This window comes from Pseudomonas sp. F2 (genome assembly GCF_057174385.1).
Window position 1 is genome coordinate 1212737 of record NZ_CM169904.1, and the last position, 22588, is coordinate 1235324.

At 61.4% G+C, this 22588-nt stretch carries 13 protein-coding genes; 9 read left to right on the forward strand and 4 right to left on the reverse strand.

Features of this window, described 5'->3' with window-relative positions:
* The first annotated feature begins 17 nt into the window (after nt 1-17).
* The 6 genes from AC193Q_RS05330 (at nt 18) to AC193Q_RS05355 (ending at nt 12364) form a co-directional block, all read left to right on the forward strand.
* On the forward strand, nt 18-1325 hold the full coding sequence (locus AC193Q_RS05330) for an MdtA/MuxA family multidrug efflux RND transporter periplasmic adaptor subunit (RefSeq protein WP_047294150.1): 1308 nt from the start codon (nt 18-20) through the stop codon (nt 1323-1325).
* Entirely contained in the window at nt 1322-4423 is a 3102-nt protein-coding gene (locus AC193Q_RS05335; protein WP_121185262.1) for an MdtB/MuxB family multidrug efflux RND transporter permease subunit, read from the forward strand. Before AC193Q_RS05330 ends, AC193Q_RS05335 begins: the two co-directional genes overlap by 4 nt.
* A 142-nt stretch (nt 4424-4565) precedes the next feature.
* Nucleotides 4566-7673: an efflux RND transporter permease subunit gene (locus AC193Q_RS05340; RefSeq protein ID WP_121185264.1), complete on the forward strand. Its 3108-nt coding sequence runs from the start codon at nt 4566-4568 to the stop codon at nt 7671-7673.
* Nucleotides 7670-9130 (forward strand): efflux transporter outer membrane subunit, encoded by a 1461-nt coding sequence (locus AC193Q_RS05345; protein WP_121185266.1) that lies wholly within the window; start codon nt 7670-7672, stop codon nt 9128-9130. The genes AC193Q_RS05340 and AC193Q_RS05345 overlap by 4 nt, the downstream gene beginning before the upstream one ends.
* Nucleotides 9131-9383: 253 nt before the next feature.
* Nucleotides 9384-11465, forward strand: coding sequence for a bifunctional diguanylate cyclase/phosphodiesterase (locus AC193Q_RS05350; protein ID WP_121185268.1), 2082 nt, complete (start codon nt 9384-9386; stop codon nt 11463-11465).
* 152 nt (nt 11466-11617) lie between these two features.
* Nucleotides 11618-12364: an SDR family oxidoreductase gene (locus tag AC193Q_RS05355; protein ID WP_047294160.1), complete on the forward strand. Its 747-nt coding sequence runs from the start codon at nt 11618-11620 to the stop codon at nt 12362-12364.
* Between the two features lie 150 nt (nt 12365-12514).
* Here the strand turns inward: AC193Q_RS05355 and mapR are convergent, their stop codons facing one another.
* The 3 genes from mapR to AC193Q_RS05370 form a co-directional block, all read right to left on the reverse strand.
* A complete protein-coding gene (gene mapR / locus AC193Q_RS05360; protein WP_483879264.1) occupies nt 12515-13924 on the reverse strand; it encodes a GntR family transcriptional regulator MpaR in 1410 nt (469 codons plus the stop codon).
* A gap of 167 nt (nt 13925-14091) precedes the next feature.
* A complete protein-coding gene (gene ccoG, locus AC193Q_RS05365) occupies nt 14092-15522 on the reverse strand; it encodes a cytochrome c oxidase accessory protein CcoG (RefSeq protein WP_121187747.1) in 1431 nt (476 codons plus the stop codon).
* A gap of 195 nt (nt 15523-15717) precedes the next feature.
* On the reverse strand, nt 15718-15966 hold the full coding sequence (locus tag AC193Q_RS05370) for a DUF3203 family protein (protein WP_095669224.1): 249 nt from the start codon (nt 15964-15966) through the stop codon (nt 15718-15720).
* Between the two features lie 122 nt (nt 15967-16088).
* Here AC193Q_RS05370 and AC193Q_RS05375 point away from each other — a divergent pair, with 122 nt between their 5' ends.
* Nucleotides 16089-16601, forward strand: a complete 513-nt coding sequence (locus tag AC193Q_RS05375; RefSeq protein ID WP_121185272.1) for an MgtC/SapB family protein — start codon at nt 16089-16091, stop codon at nt 16599-16601.
* Nucleotides 16602-16716: 115 nt separating this feature from the next.
* Here the strand turns inward: AC193Q_RS05375 and AC193Q_RS05380 are convergent, their stop codons facing one another.
* Nucleotides 16717-16875: a hypothetical protein gene (locus AC193Q_RS05380; RefSeq protein ID WP_003224520.1), complete on the reverse strand. Its 159-nt coding sequence runs from the start codon at nt 16873-16875 to the stop codon at nt 16717-16719.
* 217 nt (nt 16876-17092) lie between these two features.
* Here AC193Q_RS05380 and AC193Q_RS05385 point away from each other — a divergent pair, with 217 nt between their 5' ends.
* The gene (locus AC193Q_RS05385) at nt 17093-19090 is read left to right on the forward strand and encodes an alpha-1,4-glucan--maltose-1-phosphate maltosyltransferase (protein ID WP_121185274.1); all 1998 of its coding nucleotides are present in this window, start codon (nt 17093-17095) and stop codon (nt 19088-19090) included.
* A gap of 156 nt (nt 19091-19246) precedes the next feature.
* Nucleotides 19247-22588, forward strand: a complete 3342-nt coding sequence (gene treS / locus AC193Q_RS05390; protein WP_121185276.1) for a maltose alpha-D-glucosyltransferase — start codon at nt 19247-19249, stop codon at nt 22586-22588.

The following is a 22588-nucleotide window of genomic DNA, read 5'->3' on the forward strand; positions in this document are numbered from 1 at the left end:
AGAAGCCCACGCGCCCAATGGTCAATCAATCCATGCAATCGTCCCCTAATAACGCCCGTCGCTGGCTGATCAGCCTGCTCGTCCTGTTGGTCATCGCCGTCCTGTGCTGGAAATTCTGGCCCGCCGGTTCGGCCCACAAGGAGGGCGCCGACAAGGCCGCAGCCGGCCATACCGGGCGTTCGGGGATGATGCGGCCAGGCTTCGGCGGTGCGGCCGGTCCGATTCCGGTGCGGGTGGCCCCGGCGGTCACCGGTGACTTCCCGCTGTATTACAAGGCGCTGGGCACGGTGACTGCACTTAACACCATCAACGTGCGCAGCCGGGTCGGCGGCGAACTGGTGAAGATCAATTTCGAAGAAGGACAGATGGTCAAGGCTGGCGACTTGCTGGCAGAGATCGATCCGCGTCCGTACCAGAACGCCTTGCTCCAGGCTGAAGGCACCTTGCTGCAGAATCAGGCGCAGTTGAAAAATGCGCAGGTCGACGTCGAGCGTTATCGCGGCCTGTACAAGGAAGACAGCATCGCCAAGCAAACCCTGGACACCGCCGAGGCGCTGGTCGGCCAGTACCTGGGCACGGTCAAGACCAACCAGGCGGCGGTCAACGACGCCAAACTCAATCTCGAATTCACCAAGATCCGCGCACCGATTGCCGGCCGCGTCGGTCTGCGTCAGGTCGACGTCGGCAACCTCGTTGCGGCCAACGACACCACGTTCCTTGCAGTGATCACTCAGACGCAACCGATCAGCGTGGTCTTCACCCTGCCGGAAAACAGCCTCGAAACCGTATTGGCCCGCTACCACAGCGGCGCCAGGCTGCCGGCCGAGGCATGGGATCGCGGCGATACCAAGATCCAGGCCAGCGGCGTGCTGCAAAGCCTCGACAACCAGATCGACGTCGCCACCGGCACCCTGAAATTCAAGGCCCGTTACGATAACCGCGACCAGTCGCTGTTCCCCAATCAGTTCGTCAACGTCCATCTGCTGGCCGATACCTTGAAAGGCGTGGTACTCGCACCGTCGGCGGCGATTCAGTTCGGCACCAACGGCACCTTCGTCTACGCGCTGGACGGCGACAAGAAAGTCACCATCCGCCAATTGAAGATCGGCGCCAGCGACGGCACCAACACCGTGGTCACCGAAGGCCTCGCCGCGGGCGATCGCGTGGTGCTGGAAGGCACCGACCGCCTGAAGGAAGGCAGCGAAGTGGAAGTGGTCAACGACAGCAATGACGTGCCGACCACCCCGACCGGGCACCTGCAGGGCAAACCCGCCGCCAGTGCACCGGACGCTGCTGCGGCTGACAAGGCCAAGAAGGGCGCATGAACATTTCGCGGCTGTTCATCCTCCGTCCGGTAGCCACCACCCTGAGCATGCTGGCCATTGTGCTGGCCGGCCTGATTGCCTATCGCCTGCTGCCGGTCTCGGCGTTGCCGCAGGTCGATTACCCGACCATTCGCGTCATGACCCTGTACCCCGGCGCCAGTCCCGACGTGATGACCAGCGCCGTGACCGCACCGCTCGAACGCCAGTTCGGGCAGATGCCGGGCCTGACGCAAATGGCCTCGACCAGTTCCGGCGGCGCGTCGGTGCTGACCCTGCGTTTCAGCCTCGACATCAACATGGACGTTGCCGAACAGCAGGTGCAGGCCGCGATCAACGCCGCGACCAACCTGTTGCCGACCGACTTGCCGGCACCGCCGGTGTACAACAAGGTCAACCCGGCGGACACCCCGGTGCTGACCCTGGCGATCACGTCGAAGACCATGCTGCTGCCCAAGCTCAATGACCTGGTCGACACGCGCATGGCGCAGAAGATCGCCCAGATCAGTGGCGTCGGCATGGTCAGTATTGCCGGCGGTCAGCGTCAGGCCGTGCGGATCAAGGTCAACCCGGAAGCATTGGCGGCGAACAGCCTGAATCTGGAAGACGTGCGCACCCTGATCGGTGCGTCCAACGTCAACCAGCCCAAGGGTAACTTCGACGGCCCGACCCGGGTCTCGATGCTTGATGCCAACGACCAGCTGACGTCGCCCAAGGACTACGCCAACCTGATTCTCGCCTACAAGAATGGCGCGCCGCTGCGCCTGAAGGATGTGGCGGAAATCGTCGACGGCGCCGAGAACGAACGTCTAGCCGCGTGGGCCAACCAGAATCAGGCGGTGCTGCTGAACATCCAGCGTCAGCCGGGCGCCAACGTGATCGAGGTGGTCGACCGGATCAAGGCCTTGCTGCCCAGCATCACTGACAACCTGCCGGCTGGCCTCGACGTCACCGTGCTCACCGACCGCACCCAGACCATCCGCGCCTCGGTCACCGACGTGCAGCACGAACTGCTGATCGCCATCGCGCTGGTGGTGATGGTGACGTTCCTGTTTCTGCGGCGGGCCAGCGCGACGATCATTCCGTCGGTGGCGGTGCCGCTGTCGCTGATCGGTACGTTTGGCGTGATGTACTTGGCCGGCTTTTCGGTCAACAACCTGACCTTGATGGCGCTGACCATCGCGACCGGTTTCGTGGTCGACGATGCGATCGTGATGCTGGAAAACATCGCGCGCTTCATCGAGGAGGGCGACAGCCCGATGCAGGCGGCGCTCAAAGGCGCGAAACAGATCGGCTTCACCCTGATTTCCCTGACCCTGTCGCTGATCGCGGTACTGATTCCGCTGCTGTTCATGGCTGACGTGGTCGGTCGGCTGTTCCGCGAGTTCGCCATCACTCTGGCGGTGGCGATCCTGATTTCGCTGGTGGTTTCGCTGACGTTGACGCCGATGATGTGTGCACGCCTGCTCAAGCGAGAGCCAGAGCCCCACGAACAGGGCCGTTTCTACCGGGCCAGCGGCGGCTTCATCGACTGGATGATCGCCGCCTACGGGCGCAAGTTGCAGTGGGTGCTCAAACACCAGCCGCTGACCCTGTTGGTGGCCATCGGCACGCTGGCACTGACCGTGTTCCTGTACATGGTGGTGCCCAAGGGCTTCTTCCCGGTGCAGGACACCGGGGTGATCCAGGGTATATCCGAAGCACCGCAGTCGATTTCCTTCGCGGCCATGGGCGAGCGTCAGCAGGCGCTGGCCAAGGTGATTCTTGAAGATCCGGCGGTGCAGAGTCTGTCGTCCTACATCGGTGTCGACGGCGACAACGCCACGCTCAACAGCGGTCGTCTGCTGATCAACCTCAAGCCTCACGGCCAGCGTGACCTGAGCGCCACCGAGGTGATCGCGCGCCTGCAGCCGCAACTGGACAAACTGGTCGGCATCCGTCTGTTCATGCAACCGGTGCAGGATTTGACCATTGAGGATCGGGTCAGCCGTACCCAGTACCAGTTCAGCATGTCCTCACCGGACGCCGAATTGCTCAGCCAGTGGAGCGGGCGTCTGGTCGAAGCCTTGGCGCAGCAACCAGAATTGACCGACGTTGCCAGCGACTTGCAGGACAAAGGCTTGCAAGTCTATCTGGTGATCGACCGCGATGCGGCGTCGCGCCTCGGCGTTTCGGTGCAGAACATCACCGATGCGCTGTATGACGCCTTCGGCCAGCGGCAGATCTCGACCATTTACACCCAGGCCAGCCAGTACCGCGTGGTACTGCAGGCACAGGCGGGGGAGAAGATCGGGCCGGCGGCGCTGGACCAGATTCACGTCAAGACCACTGACGGTGCACAGGTGCGCCTGTCGAGTCTGGCCCATGTCGAAGAGCGTCAGGCGCAACTGGCGATCACCCACATCGGCCAGTTCCCGGCGGTGATGATGTCGTTCAACCTGGCGCCCGGCGTGGCGCTGGGGCATGCGGTGGACATCATCGAACAGGTACAGAAGGACATCGGCATGCCAATTGGCGTGCAGACCCAGTTCCAGGGCGCGGCCGAAGCGTTTCAAGCCTCGCTGTCGAGCACCTTGCTGCTGATTCTGGCGGCGGTGGTGACCATGTACATCGTGCTCGGCGTGCTGTACGAAAGTTACATTCACCCGATCACCATTCTCTCGACCCTGCCGTCGGCGGCGGTCGGCGCCTTGCTCGCGTTGCTGCTCAGCGGCAATGACCTGGGCATGATCGCGATCATCGGCATCATCCTGCTGATCGGCATCGTGAAGAAAAACGCGATCATGATGATCGACTTCGCCCTCGACGCCGAACGCACCCAGGGCATGGCGCCGGAACAGGCGATCTATCAGGCGGCGCTGCTGCGCTTCCGGCCGATTCTGATGACGACGCTGGCGGCGTTGTTCGGTGCGGTGCCGTTGATGCTCGCCACCGGTTCCGGGGCTGAACTGCGTCAGCCGCTGGGTCTGGTGATGGTCGGCGGCCTGCTGGTGAGTCAGGTGCTGACCCTGTTCACCACGCCGGTGATCTACCTGTATTTCGACCGCCTCGGTCGGCGCTTTGGCAAGACCAATGCTGACTGTGATGAGGTGGTGGTATGACGTTGCAGCACCTCATCCACTGTGGGAGCGAGCCTGCTCGCGAAAGCGCTGGATCAGTCACCATCAAGGTTGAACGTCAGACCGTCTTCGCGAGCAGGCTCGCTCCCACAGTGGGTAGTTGTTTTGATGGGGATTGCGGTCAATGAACTTGTCCGGTCCTTTCATCAAGCGTCCGGTCGCGACCATGCTCCTGAGCCTGGCGATCATGTTGCTGGGCGGCGTCAGTTTCGGCCTGCTGCCAGTATCGCCGCTGCCGCAAATGGACTTTCCGGTGATCGTGGTCCAGGCCAGTCTGCCCGGTGCCAGTCCCGAAGTGATGGCGTCCACGGTGGCGACGCCGCTGGAGCGCTCGTTCGGCGCGATAGCCGGCGTCAATACCATGAGCAGCCGTTCCAGCCAGGGGTCGACCCGGGTCATTCTGCAATTTGACCTTGACCGCGACATCAACGGCGCAGCGCGCGAGGTGCAGGCAGCCATCAACGCTTCGCGCAACCTGTTGCCGAGCGGGATGCGCAGCATGCCGACCTACAAGAAGGTCAACCCGTCGCAGGCGCCGATCATGGTGCTGTCGCTGACCTCGGATGTGTTGGAAAAAGGCCAGCTCTACGACCTGGCCTCGACCATCCTGTCGCAGAGCCTGTCCCAGGTGCAGGGCGTGGGTGAGGTGCAGATCGGTGGCAGTTCGCTGCCGGCGGTGCGTATCGAACTCGAACCGCAGGCGCTCAACCAGTACGGCGTGGCGCTCGACGATGTGCGCAAGACCATCGCCGCGGCCAACGTGCGCCGGCCCAAGGGCTCGGTCGAAGACGGCGAGCGCCTGTGGCAGATCCAGGCCAACGACCAGTTGGAAAAAGCCAAGGATTACGAGTCGCTGATCATCCATTACAAGGACGGCGCGGCCCTGCGTCTGAAGGACGTGGCCAAGGTCAGCGACGGCGTCGAAGACCGTTACAACAGCGGTTTCTTCAACGATGACGCGGCGGTGTTGCTAGTGATCAACCGCCAGGCCGGCGCCAACATCATCGAGACGGTCAACGAGATCAAGGCGCAGTTGCCGGCCTTGCAAGCGGTGCTGCCGGCCAGCGTCAAGCTGAATCTGGCGATGGACCGCTCGCCGGTGATCAAGGCCACGCTGCACGAAGCGGAAATGACCTTGCTGATCGCTGTGGCGCTGGTGATTCTGGTGGTGTTCCTGTTCCTGGGTAACTTCCGCGCCTCGCTGATTCCGACGCTGGCGGTGCCGGTGTCGCTGGTCGGCACGTTCGCGGTGATGTACCTCTACGGTTTTTCGCTGAATAACCTGTCGCTGATGGCGTTGATTCTGGCCACCGGGCTGGTGGTGGACGATGCCATCGTGGTGCTGGAAAACATTTCCCGGCACATCGACGAAGGCGTCAAACCGATGAAGGCCGCGTACCTCGGGGCCAAGGAAGTCGGTTTTACCTTGTTGTCGATGAACGTGTCGCTGGTGGCGGTGTTCCTCTCGATCCTGTTCATGGGCGGCATTGTCGAGAGCCTGTTCCGTGAGTTTTCCATCACCCTGGCGGCGGCGATTGTGGTGTCGCTGGTGGTCTCGCTGACGTTGACGCCGATGCTCTGCGCGCGCTGGCTCAAACCGCATACGCCGGGCCAGGAAAACCGCCTGCAACGCTGGAGCCGCAAGACCAACGACTGGATGGTCGGCAAATATGCGACCAGCCTCGACTGGGTGTTGCGCCACCGCCGCCTGACCTTGCTCAGCCTCATCATCACCGTAGGTGTCAACGTCGGGCTGTACGTGGTGGTGCCGAAGACGTTCATGCCGCAGCAGGACACCGGCCAGTTGATCGGTTTCGTGCGGGGTGACGACGGTCTGTCGTTCAGCGTGATGCAGCCGAAAATGGAAACCTTCCGCCGCGCCGTGCTCAAGGACGAAGCGGTGGAGAGCGTGGCCGGGTTCATCGGTGGCACCAACGGCACCAACAACGCGTTCATGCTGGTGCGCCTGAAACCGATCAAGGAACGCAACCTGTCGGCGCAGAAAGTCATCGAACGCCTGCGCAAGGAGATGCCCAAGGTCCCCGGGGCCCAGTTGATGCTGATGGCGGATCAGGACCTGCAGTTCGGCGGCGGTCGCGAACAGACCACCTCGCAATACAGCTATATCCTGCAAAGCGGGGACCTGGGCGCCCTGCGCGAGTGGTACCCGAAAGTGGTGACTGCGCTGCGCGCACTGCCGGAGCTGACTGCGATTGATGCCCGCGAAGGACGCGGTGCGCAGCAGGTGACGCTGATCGTAGACCGCGATCAGGCCAAGCGCCTCGGGGTCGACATGAACATGGTCACGGCGGTGCTGAACAACGCCTACAGCCAGCGGCAGATTTCGACGATCTACGACAGCCTCAACCAGTATCAGGTGGTGATGGAGGTCAATCAGAAGTACGCGCAGGATCCGGTGACCCTCAATCAGGTGCAGGTGATTACCGCTGACGGTGCGCGGATTCCGTTGTCGACCATTGCCCATTACGAAAACAGCCTGGAAGACGACCGCGTCAGCCACGAAGGCCAGTTTGCGTCCGAAAGCATCGCCTTCGACATGGCCGAAGGCGTGACTGTGGAGCAGGGCAGTGCCGCCATCGAGCGGGCGATTGCCAAGGTCGGTCTGCCGGAAGACGTGATCGCGAAAATGGCCGGCACCGCCGATGCCTTTGCCGCGACGCAGAAGAGCCAGCCGTTCATGATCCTCGGTGCATTGCTCGCAGTGTATCTGGTGCTCGGTGTGCTGTATGAAAGCTACATTCACCCGCTGACGATCCTCTCGACCTTGCCCTCGGCCGGGGTCGGCGCATTGCTCTCGATCTACGCGCTGGGCGGCGAATTCAGTCTGATTTCGCTGCTCGGACTGTTCCTGCTGATCGGGGTGGTGAAGAAGAACGCCATTCTGATGATCGACCTGGCTCTGCAACTGGAGCGCCATCAGGGCCTGTCGCCGCTGGAGTCGATCCGTAGCGCCTGCCTGCAACGGCTGCGGCCGATTCTGATGACCACCCTGGCGGCCATTCTCGGCGCCTTGCCGCTGTTGCTCAGCCGCGCGGAAGGCGCGGAAATGCGCCAGCCCCTGGGCCTGACCATCATCGGCGGCCTGATCTTCAGTCAGGTCCTGACCCTTTACACCACGCCTGTGGTTTACCTCTATCTCGACAAGCTGCGCCACCGCTTCAACAAGTGGCGTGGCGTGCGTACTGACGCTGCTCTGGAAACTCCGCTATGACCGACCGTTCGCTTCTCAATCTGGCCACTGCGCGCGGTTCGCGCCTGTTGAGCCTGTCGCTGTGCGTGGCGATGCTCAGTGCCTGCGCCGTCGGCCCGGACTATCAGCGCCCGCAGACTGCCGAGGTTGCGCAGTACAAAGAGGCCGAGGGCTGGCGCCAGGCCAATCCGAGTGACGCGCTGGCGCGCGGTGCCTGGTGGGAGTTGTATGGCGATCAGCAGCTCAATGGCCTGATCGAGAAACTCAACAGCTCCAACCAAACCGTGGCGCAATCCGAAGCGCAGTACCGTCAGGCCCAGGCCTTGGTGCGCAGTGCCCGTGGGGCGTTTTACCCCAGTGTCGACCTGAGCGTAGGCAAGACCCGCTCCAGTCAGGGCACCGGCAGCAGCAGTTCGAGCCTGAGCAGTTCCGCCAGCGGGATTCGCGATACCTACAACGCGCAGTTGGGCGTGAGTTGGGAAGCGGATATCTGGGGCAAATTACGCCGAGGCCTGGAGGCCAACGAGGCCAGCGCCCAGGCGAGCTTCGCCGATCTGGCCGCGATGCGTCTGAGCCAGCAGTCGGAACTGGTGCAGAACTACCTGCAACTGCGGGTGATCGATCAGCAGAAACGCTTGCTTGAGGCCACGGTCGCGGCCTACGAGAAATCCCTGCAAATGACCCAGAACCAGTACCGTGCCGGGATCTCCGGCCGCGATGCGGTGGCGCAGGCACAGACCCAGTTGAAAACCACCCAGGCCGATCTGGTGGACCTGATCTGGCAACGTGCACAGTTCGAAAACGCTATCGCCGTGCTCACCGGGCAGGCGCCGGCCGAGTTCAGCATTGCCGAGACCCAGAACATCCCGAACCTGCCGCAAATTCCTCTGAGCCTGCCGTCGCAGTTGCTGGAACGGCGCCCGGACATTGCCTCGGCGGAGCGCTCGGTGATCGCTGCCAACGCCAATATCGGTGTGGCCAAAGCCGCCTATTACCCGGATCTGACGTTGAGCATGAGCGGTGGCTACAGCAGCAGTACTTCGAAAAATCTTTTGACCATACCCAACCGTTTCTGGTCGGTCGGGCCGAAGCTGGACTTGCCGATCTTCGACGGTGGCATCCGTTCGGCCGAGGTTGACCGTACCGAGGCGGTGTACGACCAGACTGTCGCCAAGTACCGCCAGACGGTGCTCGATGGTTTCCGTGAAGTGGAAAACTATCTGGTGCAACTGAAGGTGTATGAAGACGAGGCGGCGGTGCGTCAGGAAGCACTGGATGCGGCGCGCGACTCGCTGCGCCTGACCCAGAACCAGTACAAGGCCGGGCTGATCGCCTACATCGATGTGGTTGTGGTGCAAGCCACGGCGCTGAGCAACGAGAGGACTGTGCTGAATATTCTGCAGAATCGCTTGATTGCCAGTGTGCAATTGATTGCCGCGCTGGGTGGCGGCTGGGACGGTCAACTGGCCACCGAATAAATCGTGTAGGAGCTGCGGCACGCTTTGATCTTTTGATCTTAAAAAACAAGGTCAAAAGATCGCAGCGTGCCGCAGCTCCTACAGGCTGTGATGGTTGCTCCAGAGCCTCGCAAAACCATCAAACAAGCGTTTCATCGGGTTGATGGCAAAATGATTACTTTGTCAGTGCGTTCTTCCGCGCAATCAGTACAATCGCCGCATTTGCCCGGCCGAGAATGGACGCAGTACGGCGCGGGTGGTCGCGAGAATCTTCATGCTCATCGGTAATTATTCCTTCACCCTGGTTTTCATTTCTTTGTGTGTGGCGATCCTCGCGTCCTACACCGCGCTCGACCTGACCGGGCGCATTGCCAGTGCCCGTGGGCGCGCGGTGCATTTCTGGACGGCGGGCGGCGCACTGGCGATGGGGGTTGGCGTCTGGTCGATGCATTTCATCGGCATGCTGGCCTTCAAGTTGCCGATCGAACTGGGCTACGACATTCCGGTGACCGCGCTGTCGCTGCTGATTGCCATTCTGTCGTGCGGGTTTGCCCTGTGGCTGGTCAGCCAGCCGAAACTGCCGATTCTGCAGTTGGGTTTCGGCGCCTTGATCATGGGCGCCGGCATCAGCGCCATGCATTACACCGGCATGGCGGCACTGCGCATGACGCCGGGCATCGACTACGACCCGACCCTGTTCGGCGCCTCATTGCTGATTGCGGTCGGTGCTTCGGCGGCGGCGTTGTGGATCGCCTTTCGCCTGCGCCAGCAGTCGCCTTATGTGCGCCTGATTCGCGGCGGTGCGGCGGTGATCATGGGCATCGCGATTGTCGGCATGCACTACACGGGCATGGCCGCCGCGCAGTTTCCTGATGGCAGTTTCTGCGGCGCGACGCTCGACGGTCTCAAGGGTAACGGCCTCGACAATCTGGTGCTGATCACCACGCTGGCGGTGCTGTCGATCGCCTTGCTGACCTCGATTCTCGATGCTCGCCTCGAAGCACGCACTGCCGATCTGGCGCATTCGCTGACCCTGGCCAATCGTGAACTGACGCAACTGGCGTTGCACGATACCCTCACAGGTCTGCCGAACCGCATGCTGCTGGACGACCGGATCAATCAGGCGATGAAGAAGGTCGAGGAGCAGGGCGGCTGTTTTGCGTTGATGTTCATCGATCTGGACGGTTTCAAACCGGTCAACGATGCCTTCGGCCACCACATGGGCGACCAGTTGCTGCGCGAAGTCGGTGTGCGCCTGCGCGAAGATTTGCGCAGTCAGGACACGCTGGCGCGAATTGGCGGCGACGAGTTCGTGCTGCTGGTGCGTCTGACCGAGCCCAACGATGCCCTGAGCCTGGCAGCGCGTCAGGTCGGCCTGATCGGCCAGTCATTCCGCGTGGCCGAGCATGAGTTGCAGATTTCCGCCAGCGTCGGCATTGCCCTGTACCCGGGGAATGGCCAGAGCGCTCAGGAACTGCTGATGAACGCCGATGCGGCGATGTATCACGCCAAGGGCGGCGGTAAAAACGGCTACAGCTTCTTCGATGCCTCGATGAACAGCAACGCACGCAAGCAGCTGCAGTTGCTGCAAGATCTGCGCGCCGCGCTGGAACACCGGCAGTTCAGCCTGTATTTCCAACCCAAATTCGACGCTGCCAGCGGTCGTCCGGTGGGGGCCGAAGCGTTGCTGCGCTGGCAGCATCCGACCCAGGGCATGTTGCTGCCGGACAAGTTCATCGATCTGGCGGAGAAGACCGGCCTGATCATCGCCATCGGCGACTGGGTACTCAACGAGGCCTGCCGGCAGATGCGCGAATGGTATGTGCTCGGTTACACCGACTGGCGCATCGCGGTGAACCTCTCGGCGCTACAGTTCTGCCATGCGGGACTGGTGCAAAGCGTGGCCAGGGCGCTGGCCACGCATCATTTGCCGGCCAACAGCCTGACCCTGGAAATCACTGAAACCACGGCCATGAGTGACGCCGATGCCAGCATGACGGTGTTGCAGGAGTTGTCGGACATGGGCGTCGACCTGTCGATCGACGACTTCGGTACCGGCTATTCGAGCCTGATGTACCTCAAGCGTTTGCCGGCCAACGAACTGAAAATCGACCGAGGGTTTGTCCGCGATCTGGAGCACGACAGCGATGATGCGGCCATCGTCTCGGCGATTGTGGCGCTGGGCCAGGCGCTCGGTTTGCGCATTGTTGCCGAGGGCGTGGAGACTGGCGTACAGCAGGACTTCCTCACGCAGTTGGGCTGTGATTCGTTGCAGGGCTATCTGTTGGGGCATCCGATGCCGGCGGACGCGTTCATGCAGAACCTCACCCGTGGAAAGGCTCAGGCGGCTGTCTGACTGCAAACGGTGGCGAAGGAGCAAGCTCACTCGCTACAGAAAACATCTCAGTCTCATGCAGGGTTTTGTCTTGGACAGAGCCCATGCAAAACCGCCCAATGGCGGTTATTCTTCATCCCGACTGTTACGTGTGCATTGGGGGAAGGGCCAGCATGGATAAAGTCATGGTAATCACCGGTGGCGGCCGCGGAATCGGCGCCGCTACAGCGTTGTTGGCTGCCGGGCAGGGCTATCGGATCTGCATCAACTATCAGTCGGATGAACAGGCCGCACAAAGCGTGCTGGAGCAAGTGCGGGCGCTGGGGGCGCAAGCCATTGCGGTGCGCGCCGATGTCAGCATCGAAGACGAAGTCATCGCACTGTTTCACCGGGTCGACACCGAACTGGGACGGGTCACCGCACTGGTGAACAATGCAGGCACCGTCGGGCACAAGTCGCGGGTCGATGAAATGTCCGAATTCCGCATCCTTAAAATCATGAAAACCAACGTATTGGCGCCGATCCTCTGCGCCAAGCACGCGATCCTGCGCATGTCGCCCAAACATGGCGGCCAGGGCGGCAGTATCGTCAACGTGTCGTCGGTCGCCGCACGCCTGGGCTCGCCCAACGAATACGTCGACTATGCCGCGTCCAAAGGCGCGCTCGACACCTTCACCATCGGTCTGTCCAAGGAAGTGGCGGGCGAGGGCATTCGCGTTAATGCGGTGCGTCCGGGCTACATCTACACCGACTTCCATGCGCTGAGCGGTGATCCGGATCGGGTCAGCAAGCTTGAGTCGGCGATTCCGATGGCTCGGGGCGGGCGCCCGGATGAGGTGGCGGAGGCGATTGTCTGGTTGTTGTCGGATAAGGCTTCTTATGCGACCGGGACGTTTGTTGATCTGGGTGGTGGGCGTTGATCTTCGGCCTTTGTGTTGCCTGATCCGACCCCATCGCTGGCAAGCCAGCTCCCACAGGTTTCTGTGTCGTACACAATATTTGCGACTGACATCGATCACTGTGGGAGCTGGCTTGCCAGCGATAGGGCCTGCACAGGCAATATCTGACTGTCAGAACGACCGCACAATCCGCCCCAATGTCTCCATTGCCTTCTCCGAATCCTCGGTCCACGGGCTGCCGTAATTCAAGCGAATACAATTCCTGAAGCGCTGGGTCGGCGAGAAAATCGGCCCCGGCGCGATGTTGATGCCTTGCGCCAACGCCATCTGAAACAACTTCAAGGAATCCATCTGCGGCGGCAATTCCAGCCACAAAAAGTAGCCACCCGCCGGCTGGCTGACCCGGGTCTGCGCCGGGAAGTAGCGGGCAATCGCCGCGAGCATCGCGCTTTGCTGTTCTTCCAGGGCGTAGCGCAATTTGCGCAAGTGGCGGTCGTAGCCGCCGTGTTGCAGGTAGTCGGCAATCGCCGCTTGCGCCGGCATTGAAGCACAGAGCGAGGTCATCAGTTTCAGCCGTTCGATTTTCTGCGCGTAGCGCCCGGCAGCGACCCAGCCGATACGGTAGCCGGGGGCCAGACTCTTGGCGAACGAACCGCAGTGCATCACCAGTCCTTCGGTGTCGAACGCCTTGGCCGGTTTCGGCGCTTGCTGGCCGTAATAGAGCTCCGCGTAGACGTCGTCCTCAATCAGCGGCACCTGATGCCGGCGCAGCAGTTCCACCAGTTCCTGTTTCTTCGCCTCGGGCATGGTCGCGCCCATCGGGTTCTGGAAACTGGTCATGCACCAGCAAGCCTTGATCGGATGGCGTTCCAGGGTCTGGGCGAGCACGCCGAGGTCGATACCGTCGCGCGGGTGCACGGGGATTTCCACGGCCTTGAGTTTCAGGCGCTCCAGCACTTGCAGGCTGGCGTAGAACGCCGGGGCTTCGATGGCCACCAGATCGCCCGGTTCGGTCACTGCTTGCAGGCACAGGTTCAGCGCTTCGAGGGCGCCGTTGGTGATCAGCAGTTCTTCCATGGGCAGCATCAGCCCACCGACCATGTAGCGCAGGGCAATCTGCCGACGCAGTTGCGGGTTACCCGGCGACATGTCGGTGACCACCATGCGCGGGTCCATCTCCCGCGCCGCACTGGCCAGCGAGCGCGACAGACGCTGCAACGGGAACAGGGTCGGGCTGGGGAACGCCGAGCCGAAGGGCACGGTGCTCGGGTCCTTGATCGATTCGAGCACCGAGAACACCAGTTCGCTGACGTCGACTTCGGTGGAGTCGTTGACGTGGCTGCTGATCACCGGCTCGGAAAACGGACTCGGCGCGTGGGTGTTGACGAAGTAGCCGGAGCGCGGCCGCGCGCGGATCAGACCGCGACGTTCGAGCAGGTAATAGGCCTGGAACACCGTGGACGGGCTGACCCCGTAGGTTTGGCTGGCGTAGCGCACCGACGGCACTCGCTGCCCGGGGCCGAGTACGCCGGAGCGGATCAGTTCAGCGATGTCGTCGGCGAATTTTTCGTAGCGTTTCATCGGTATCCCGCGATGGACTGAATTCGGATTGCTTGTTGTGGCGAGGGAGCTTGCTCCCGCTTGAGTGCGTAACACTCACAGTTTTTGGGGCCGCTACGCAGCCCAGCGGGAGCAAGCTCCCTCGCCACAGGTATCGCAGTGTCAAAAGAGAGCTGCATCTTAAAGGCTCAGCGATTCATCGGCGCCACAAACCTGCTTTTCGCCACGCTGTAAATCTGCGGCTCGTCGCTGTCGGCGATCTTGAAGCTCAAGGTCTGCGAGCTGCTGGCCGGGCGTTCGGTGGTCATCGCCACCGATACCGGCACATCGACAATCTCACCCGGCGCCAGGCTCAGTTCGGTCTTGCCCTGCAACTGGAAGCCTTCGCCATCCACCAGACTCAGGGTGTAGTCCTGGCGCTGCTGGGTCTTGTTGATCACCTTCAGGGTGTAGATGTTTTCGATCTGGCCCTGACCGTTCTCGCGGAACAGCCCGCGATCCTTGGTCACGTCGAGCGAGACCATGGGCCGTTCAACCAAAGCCAGTGCCAGTGCGCCGATCATCACCAGCAGCACCGCGACGTAGCCGATCAGCCTTGGCCGCAGCAGGTGGGTCTTGCCACCCTGCAATTCGCGCTCGGAACTGTAGCGGATCAAGCCGCGCGGGTAATTCATTTTGTCCATGATCGAATCGCAGGCGTCGATGCACGCCGCGCAGCCGATGCATTCCATCTGCAAACCGTCGCGGATGTCGATGCCGGTCGGGCAGACCTGCACGCACAACTGGCAATCGATGCAATCGCCGAGACCGGCTTCGGCGGGCTTCACGTCGCGTTTGCGCGGGCCACGGTTTTCGCCACGGGCCGCGTCATAGGAAATCGCCAGGGTGTCCTTGTCGAACATTACGCTCTGGAATCGCGCATACGGGCACATGTGCATGCACACCGCTTCGCGCAGCCAGCCGGCGTTGATGTACGTGGCAGCGGTGAAGAACAACACCCAGAACAGGCTGACCCCGGCGATCTGCAGGGTGAACAGCTCTTCGGCCAGCGGGCGAATCGGTGTGAAGTAGCCGACGAAGGTCAGCCCGGTCATCACGCTGATCGCCAGCCACAAGGTGTGCTTGGCGGCGCGCCGCGCCAGTTTGTTCAGGCCCCACGGCGCTGCTTGCAGTTTGATGCGCTGGTTGCGTTCGCCTTCGGTGACTTTCTCGCACCACATGAAAATCCATGTCCACGAGCTCTGCGGGCAGGTGTAACCGCACCAGACCCGGCCGGCGAACACGGTGATGGCGAACAGACCGAACGCAGCAATGATCAGCAGCGCCGAGAGCAAGATGAAATCCTGTGGCCAGAAGGTCGCGCCGAAGATGTGGAATTTGCTTTCGGCGAGGTCCCACAGTACGGCCTGACGACCGCCCCAGTTCAACCACACGGTGCCGAAAAACAGCAAAAACAGAAAACCTGCGCCGCTGATGCGCAGGCGGCGGAACAGCCCGGTGAAACTGCGGGTGTGGATCTGCTTGTCGGTGGAGCCGGCCTTCGCCTTCATTGGGCGACCTGGCACATTTTTAATGGTGGGGCTTGCTTCTACGGTTCGGACGGGGATTTGTTCGCTCATGGTCATTCGCTCATCAGCCTCCATCAGGCGAACGAACTATGAGCGCCGATCTGTTTGCATAACAGACTCAGCTATTTGAATAAAAAGCGGATCAGATGGCGTCTGAGCGACGCCCTGCGACAACTTGAAGCAGCCCGCAGACGCAGGCGCAAACGCCTATCGCAGGCGTCTGCTCCAGGTGTTGATCAGGGTCAGTCAAATCACCGAATCACTGTCGTCAGCCTTCAGGTGCTTGCGGCCGTCTTTCGCGCCAGCGACGGTCAAGGCATCCGCCTCCGCTTCAGTGATGTAAACGCGCCGGTTTTCAATTTCCACGAACGACATGGCTTTTTCGCTATCCGTTTTGACTTCCAGGGTGTCGCAGATACGAATTTCTTCGCCATTTTCGACGGTGAAAAAACACACTTTTGATTCGGGGTTGGATTCATCGATTCGAACGGGCATGAGGCTGTCCTTTTTTCATGGGTACCTGAGAGGTTAGGGCGCGCGCGGGGCCGATCGTTCTGCGCAACTGATTAATGGTCGCCGCTGTCCATGCACTAACGACAAATAAAAAGGACGGAGCGATGAACGCCTGGTGGGATGAAGTGTGGGAAACGCTGCAAGCGGAGTTCGCCGACATCGGCGACGCTTCGCAACTGACGCGCATCACCGTGCGTCTGCTGATGGCCGCCGTGCTGGGCGGAATTCTCGGTTTCGAACGTGAGCACAAAGGCAAGGCCGCCGGGGTACGTACGCACATGCTGGTGGCACTCGGCGCGGCGCTGTTCGTGCTGGTGCCGCAAACCAGCGGGGCGGAGTCCGATGCGATGAGCCGGGTGTTGCAGGGCGTGATCGCCGGCATCGGTTTTCTTGGCGCCGGAACCATCCTGAAAAACAAGGAAGGCGATGAGGGCCATGTCAAAGGGCTGACCACTGCAGCCGGATTGTGGATGACGGCGGCGATCGGCGTGGCGACCGGGTTGGGCAAGGAGGCGACGGCACTGCTCAGTACCCTGTTGGCACTGGGGATTTTCAGCGTAATGCCGCGGGTGGTCAGGTTGTTCGAGAAAGAAGGCGAGAAAAACCAGCATCTGTGAACACCGCGAACAACCTGTAGGAGCTGCCGCAGGCTGCGATCTTTTGACTTTGATTTTTAAAAACAAGATCAAAAGATCGCAGCCTGCGGCAACTCCTACAGGGGGGGCGTGCTGCTCAGACGATGACGGGGGGCATTGTCGTCGGCGGTTCTTCCTTCGGCGGTGGCGTGGTGCCTGGGGGTTCCTGCTCGGGAATCGGCTGCGGCTCGGTCTCGGGCAAGGTGGGTTTGTCGATGTTCGGATCAGGCGTTTCTGCCGGGATCGGGATGTTCATCTGTAGACCTCCGTGTGGCACATGGCGTGAGAAGTGCTTAAGTGGATTGACCACCTGCTGGCGAATTCGATCCGCTTTTTTGCCCAGGCAAATCCCTGTGAACTTTTCCCCGCGCCGGTCGCTCGGAACCTAAGTGAGTTCATGTCGGGGCCGGTGCCTCCTTGTGGACACGGATCCGGCACAAGAGCGTCCTTGGGGCGTAAAGGAGAGAGGCTCGATGTCCGCTGAAAAACCTTCAGAGCAGAGCTATAACCCGCATATGCCGCTGTCGCAGGCGTTACTGCTGCCGCGCATCGTGATCGAAAACACCATGCCGACCCTGGATGGCGGACAGTTTGCCGTCAAGTCGATCGTCGAGCGTGACGTGATCGTCACCAGCAAGGTCTTTGCCGACGGCCACGACAAGCTGGCGGTGCGCATCCGTTGGCGCGCGGAGGGCGAAGAGAGCTGGCACAGCGAAGTGATGAACGAGCTGGGCAACAACAGTTGGCAGGGGCAGTTTCGTCCCGAACGCCAGGGTCGCTACCTGTATTGCATCGAAGCGTGGATCGATCACTTCGCCAGTTTCCAGTACGAACTGGAGAAAAAGCACAACGCCGCCGTCCCGGTGTCGCTCGAACTGCAGGAAGGCCGCACCATGGTGCAGCAGGCCGCCGAGCGCAGCGACGGTCAGCTCAGCGAACAACTCGCCGCACTGCACCATGAATTGTCCGGCCTGCTCGAAACCGAGCAGGTGGCGTTGTTTCTGCACTCGCGCAGTGCGCAGTTGATGGCGCAGGCCGATCACCGCGCCTATCTGAGCCTGAGTGCCGAATTCCCGGTGGACGTGGAACGGGAACTGGCCGAGTTTGCCAGTTGGTACGAGCTGTTTCCGCGCTCGATCACCGACGATCCCAACCGTCACGGCACGTTCAACGACGTGCACGCGCGTCTGCCGATGATTCAGGACATGGGGTTTGACGTGTTGTATTTCACGCCGATTCACCCCATCGGCCGCGCCCACCGCAAGGGCCGCAACAATTCCCTCACCGCAGGTCCCGATGATCCCGGTAGCCCGTATGCGATCGGAAGCGAGGAGGGTGGTCACGAAGCGATTCACTCGCAGCTCGGTACTCGCGAAGACTTCCGCCGACTGGTGGCCGCTGCCGCTGAGCATGGTCTGGAAATCGCCCTCGATTTTGCCATTCAGTGTTCCCAGGATCACCCGTGGCTCAAGCAGCATCCGGGCTGGTTCAACTGGCGCCCGGACGGCACGATCAAGTACGCGGAGAACCCGCCGAAGAAATACCAGGACATCGTCAACGTCGACTTCTATGCGCCGGACGCGATCCCCAGTCTGTGGGTCGAGCTGCGCGATATCGTGGTCGGCTGGGTCAACGAAGGCGTGAAGATCTTTCGCGTCGACAATCCGCACACCAAGCCGCTGCCGTTCTGGCAATGGCTGATTGCCGATGTGCGGGCACTGCACCCGGAAGTGATCTTCCTCGCCGAGGCGTTCACCACGCCGGCAATGATGGCGCGGCTGGGCAAGGTCGGTTACAGCCAGAGCTACACCTATTTCACCTGGCGTAACACCAAGTCGGAGCTGGCGACCTACTTCACTGAGCTCAACCAGTCGCCATGGCGTGAATGCTATCGGCCGAACTTCTTCGTCAATACGCCGGACATCAACCCGGCGTTCCTGCATGAGTCGGGGCGTCCGGGCTTTTTGATTCGCGCGGCGCTGGCGACCATGGGTTCGGGCCTGTGGGGCATGTATTCCGGTTATGAACTGTGCGAATCGGCACCGGTGCCGGGCAAGGAGGAATACCTTGATTCGGAGAAGTACGAGATCCGCGTCCGCGACTTCAATGCGCCGGGCAACATCATTGCCGAAATTGCCCAGCTCAATCGCATCCGCCGGCAGAACCCGGCGCTGCACACGCACCTGGGCCTGAAAATCTACAACGCCTGGAACGACAACATTCTGTACTTCGGCAAGCGCAGCTTCGACGGCAGCAATTTCATTCTGGTGGCGGTGAGCCTCGATCCGCACAACGTGCAGGAAGCCAATTTCGAATTGCCGCTGTGGGAGATGGGCCTGCCCGACGACGCAACCACCCACGGTGAAGACTTGATGAACGGGCATCGCTGGGACTGGCACGGCAAGTATCAGTTCATGCGCATAGACCCGGCGTACCAGCCGTTCGGGATATGGCGGATTACTGCCGCGTAAGACAGACACCGACCCGTGTAGGAGCTGCCGAAGGCTGCGATCTTTTGCCTTTGATTTTTTAGAAGCAAGATCAAAAGATCGCAGCCTTCGGCAGCTCCTACAGAAGTATCAGCACGATCACATTATGTGCAGAGACGAATTTTTCAGGAGTTTCACATGGCGAAGAAACCCAAGGCAGCCACCTTCATCAAAGACCCGCTCTGGTACAAGGATGCGGTGATCTATCAAGTTCACGTCAAATCGTTTTTCGACTCCAACAATGACGGGATCGGCGACTTTCCCGGCCTGATCGCCAAACTCGACTACATCGCCGAACTCGGCGTCAACACCATCTGGCTGTTGCCGTTCTACCCGTCGCCACGCCGCGATGACGGTTACGACATCGCCGAATACCGCGGCGTGCACAGCGACTACGGGACCATGGCCGATGCCAAGCGCTTCATCGCCGAGGCGCACAAACGTGGCTTGCGGGTGATCACCGAGCTGGTCATCAACCACACCTCCGATCAGCACCCGTGGTTCCAGCGGGCGCGCAAGGCCAAACCCGGCTCGGCGGCGCGGGACTTCTATGTGTGGTCGGATGACGATCAGAAGTACGACGGCACCCGGATCATCTTTCTCGACACTGAAAAGTCCAACTGGACCTGGGACCCGGTCGCCGGCCAATACTTCTGGCACCGCTTTTATTCGCACCAGCCCGATCTGAATTTCGACAATCCGCAAGTGATGAAAGCCGTGCTGTCGGTGATGCGCTACTGGCTGGACATGGGCATCGACGGTCTGCGTCTCGACGCCATTCCGTACCTGATCGAGCGCGACGGCACCAATAACGAAAACCTGCCCGAGACCCACGACGTCCTCAAGCAGATCCGTGCCGAGATCGACGCCAATTACCCTGACCGCATGCTGCTGGCCGAGGCCAACCAATGGCCGGAAGACACTCAGCTGTACTTCGGCGACACCGATGCCGAAGGCGTCAACGGTGACGAATGCCACATGGCCTTTCACTTCCCGCTGATGCCGCGCATGTACATGGCGCTGGCCCAGGAAGATCGCTTCCCGATCACCGACATTCTGCGGCAAACCCCGGAGATTCCTGCCAATTGCCAGTGGGCAATCTTCCTGCGCAACCACGATGAGCTGACGCTGGAGATGGTCACCGACAAGGAGCGCGACTACCTGTGGAACTACTACGCCGCTGACCGTCGCGCGCGGATCAACCTCGGCATTCGTCGACGTCTGGCGCCGTTGATGGAGCGAGACCGCCGCCGCGTAGAACTGCTCAATAGCCTGCTGTTGTCGATGCCGGGCACGCCAACCCTGTATTACGGCGACGAAATCGGCATGGGCGACAACATCTACCTCGGCGACCGCGACGGCGTGCGCACGCCGATGCAATGGTCGATCGACCGCAACGGCGGTTTTTCCCGGGCCGACCCGGCAAGCCTGGTGCTGCCACCGATCATGGACCCGCAATACGGTTACCTGTCGGTCAACGTCGAAACCCAGGCCGGCGACCCGCATTCGCTGCTCAATTGGACGCGACGCATGCTCGCCGTGCGCAAGCAGTCGAAGGCTTTCGGGCGCGGCACGCTGAAGATGCTCTCGCCGAGCAACCGGCGCATCCTGGCCTACACCCGCGAGTTCACCGACGCTGACGGCAAGCACGAAATCATTCTCTGCGTGGCCAACGTCTCGCGCAGCGCGCAAGCGGCGGAGCTGGATCTGTCTGCGTATGTGGGCATGGTCCCGGTGGAGATGCTTGGCGGTAACGCGTTCCCGCCCATCGGTCAGTTGAACTTCCTGCTGACCCTGGCGCCGTACGGCTTCTATTGGTTTGCCCTCGCGGCGGAAAACCAGATGCCGAGCTGGCACGTGGAACCGGCGCAGAGCCTGCCGGACTTCACCACGCTGGTGCTGAAAAAACGCATGGAAGAACTGCTTGAAGCGCCCACCCGCAACACCCTGGAGCAGAGCATCTTGCCGAGCTGGCTGCAGAACCGCCGCTGGTTCGCCGGCAAGGACGCGGCCATCGAGCAGGTCAATCTGGCCTACGGCGTGCGCTTCGGCGATGCCCAGCATCCGGTGCTGCTCAGTGAGATCGAAGTCACCAGCGCCGGGCAGACCAGCCGCTATCAACTGCCGTTCGGGTTTATCTCGGAAGATCAGGTCGGGGCGGCGCTGCCGCAGCAATTGGCCTTGTCCCGGGTACGCCGCGGACGTCAGGTGGGCCTGATCACTGATGCGTTCAGCCTCGAAACGTTTGTGCACGCCGTGCTGCACGGCATGCAGAGCAGCACCGTGCTCAACTCCGAGCAGGGCGAGATCCGTTTCGCACCGACTGCGCAGCTGGAAAAACTTGGCCTCGGCGCTGAATCCGAGGTGCGTTATCTGTCGGCTGAGCAGTCGAACAGTTCGGTGGTGATCGGCAACAGCCTGGTGCTGAAACTGATCCGCAAAGTCGCCTCGGGGGTGCACCCGGAACTGGAAATGAGCGCCTACCTGACCGAGGCCGGGTTCGAGAACATCTCGCCGCTGTTGGGTTCGGTGATTCGTCGTGATGCCCAGGGCGAAGACAATCTGCTGATGATCGCCCAAGGCTATCTGAGCAATCAGGGTGATGCCTGGGAATGGACGCAGAACAACCTCGAACGGGCGCTGCGCGATGAACTGGCCGACGCCATGTCCGAGCAGGAACAGCATTACAACGCCCTCGGCGAGCTCAAGGACTTTGCCGGCATGCTCGGCCAGCGTCTGGGCGAGATGCATCAAGTGCTGGCGGCGCCGAGCGACAATCCCGATTTCGCCCCGCAAATCACCAGCGCCAAGGACGCCCAAGCCACCGGCAAGGACGTTGCGGCGCAGGTCGAGCATGCGCTGAAGCTGCTCAAGCAACATCAAAGTCATCTGAGCGCGGCGGATCAGAAAATGGTCGCGCGGCTGCTGGACAACAAAAAAATCATCCTTGGCCATGTGCAGGAACTCGCGCAAAAAGCCGTGGGCGGCTTGCGTATTCGTGTGCATGGCGACTTGCACCTGGGCCAAGTGCTGGTGATCAAGGGCGATGCCTATCTGATCGACTTCGAAGGTGAACCGGCGCGGCCGCTGCACGAGCGGCGCGGCAAACACAGTCCGTACAAGGACGTCAGCGGCGTGCTGCGATCCTTCGATTACGCGGCGGCCATGACCATCAACGTGCATAACGTCGATCACAGTGCAGAGTCGGAAGCGGCCCGGCATCGGGTCGCCGAGCGCTACCTGCGTGAGGCGCGCGAGGCATTTGTTCAGGCATATCGCCAAGCGGCGGCTAGTCTTGATCATGCCTGGCAGGATCCTGCGGGTGCCGACGCAGCGCTGGCGCTGTTCGGCCTGGAGAAGGCGGCCTATGAAGTGGCCTATGAAGCCGAAAATCGCCCCACGTGGCTGCCCGTGCCGTTGCACGGTTTGTATGGGTTATTGACGGGGCTTAAACCCTTTTCCGATCTTGGTGGAGAGTAG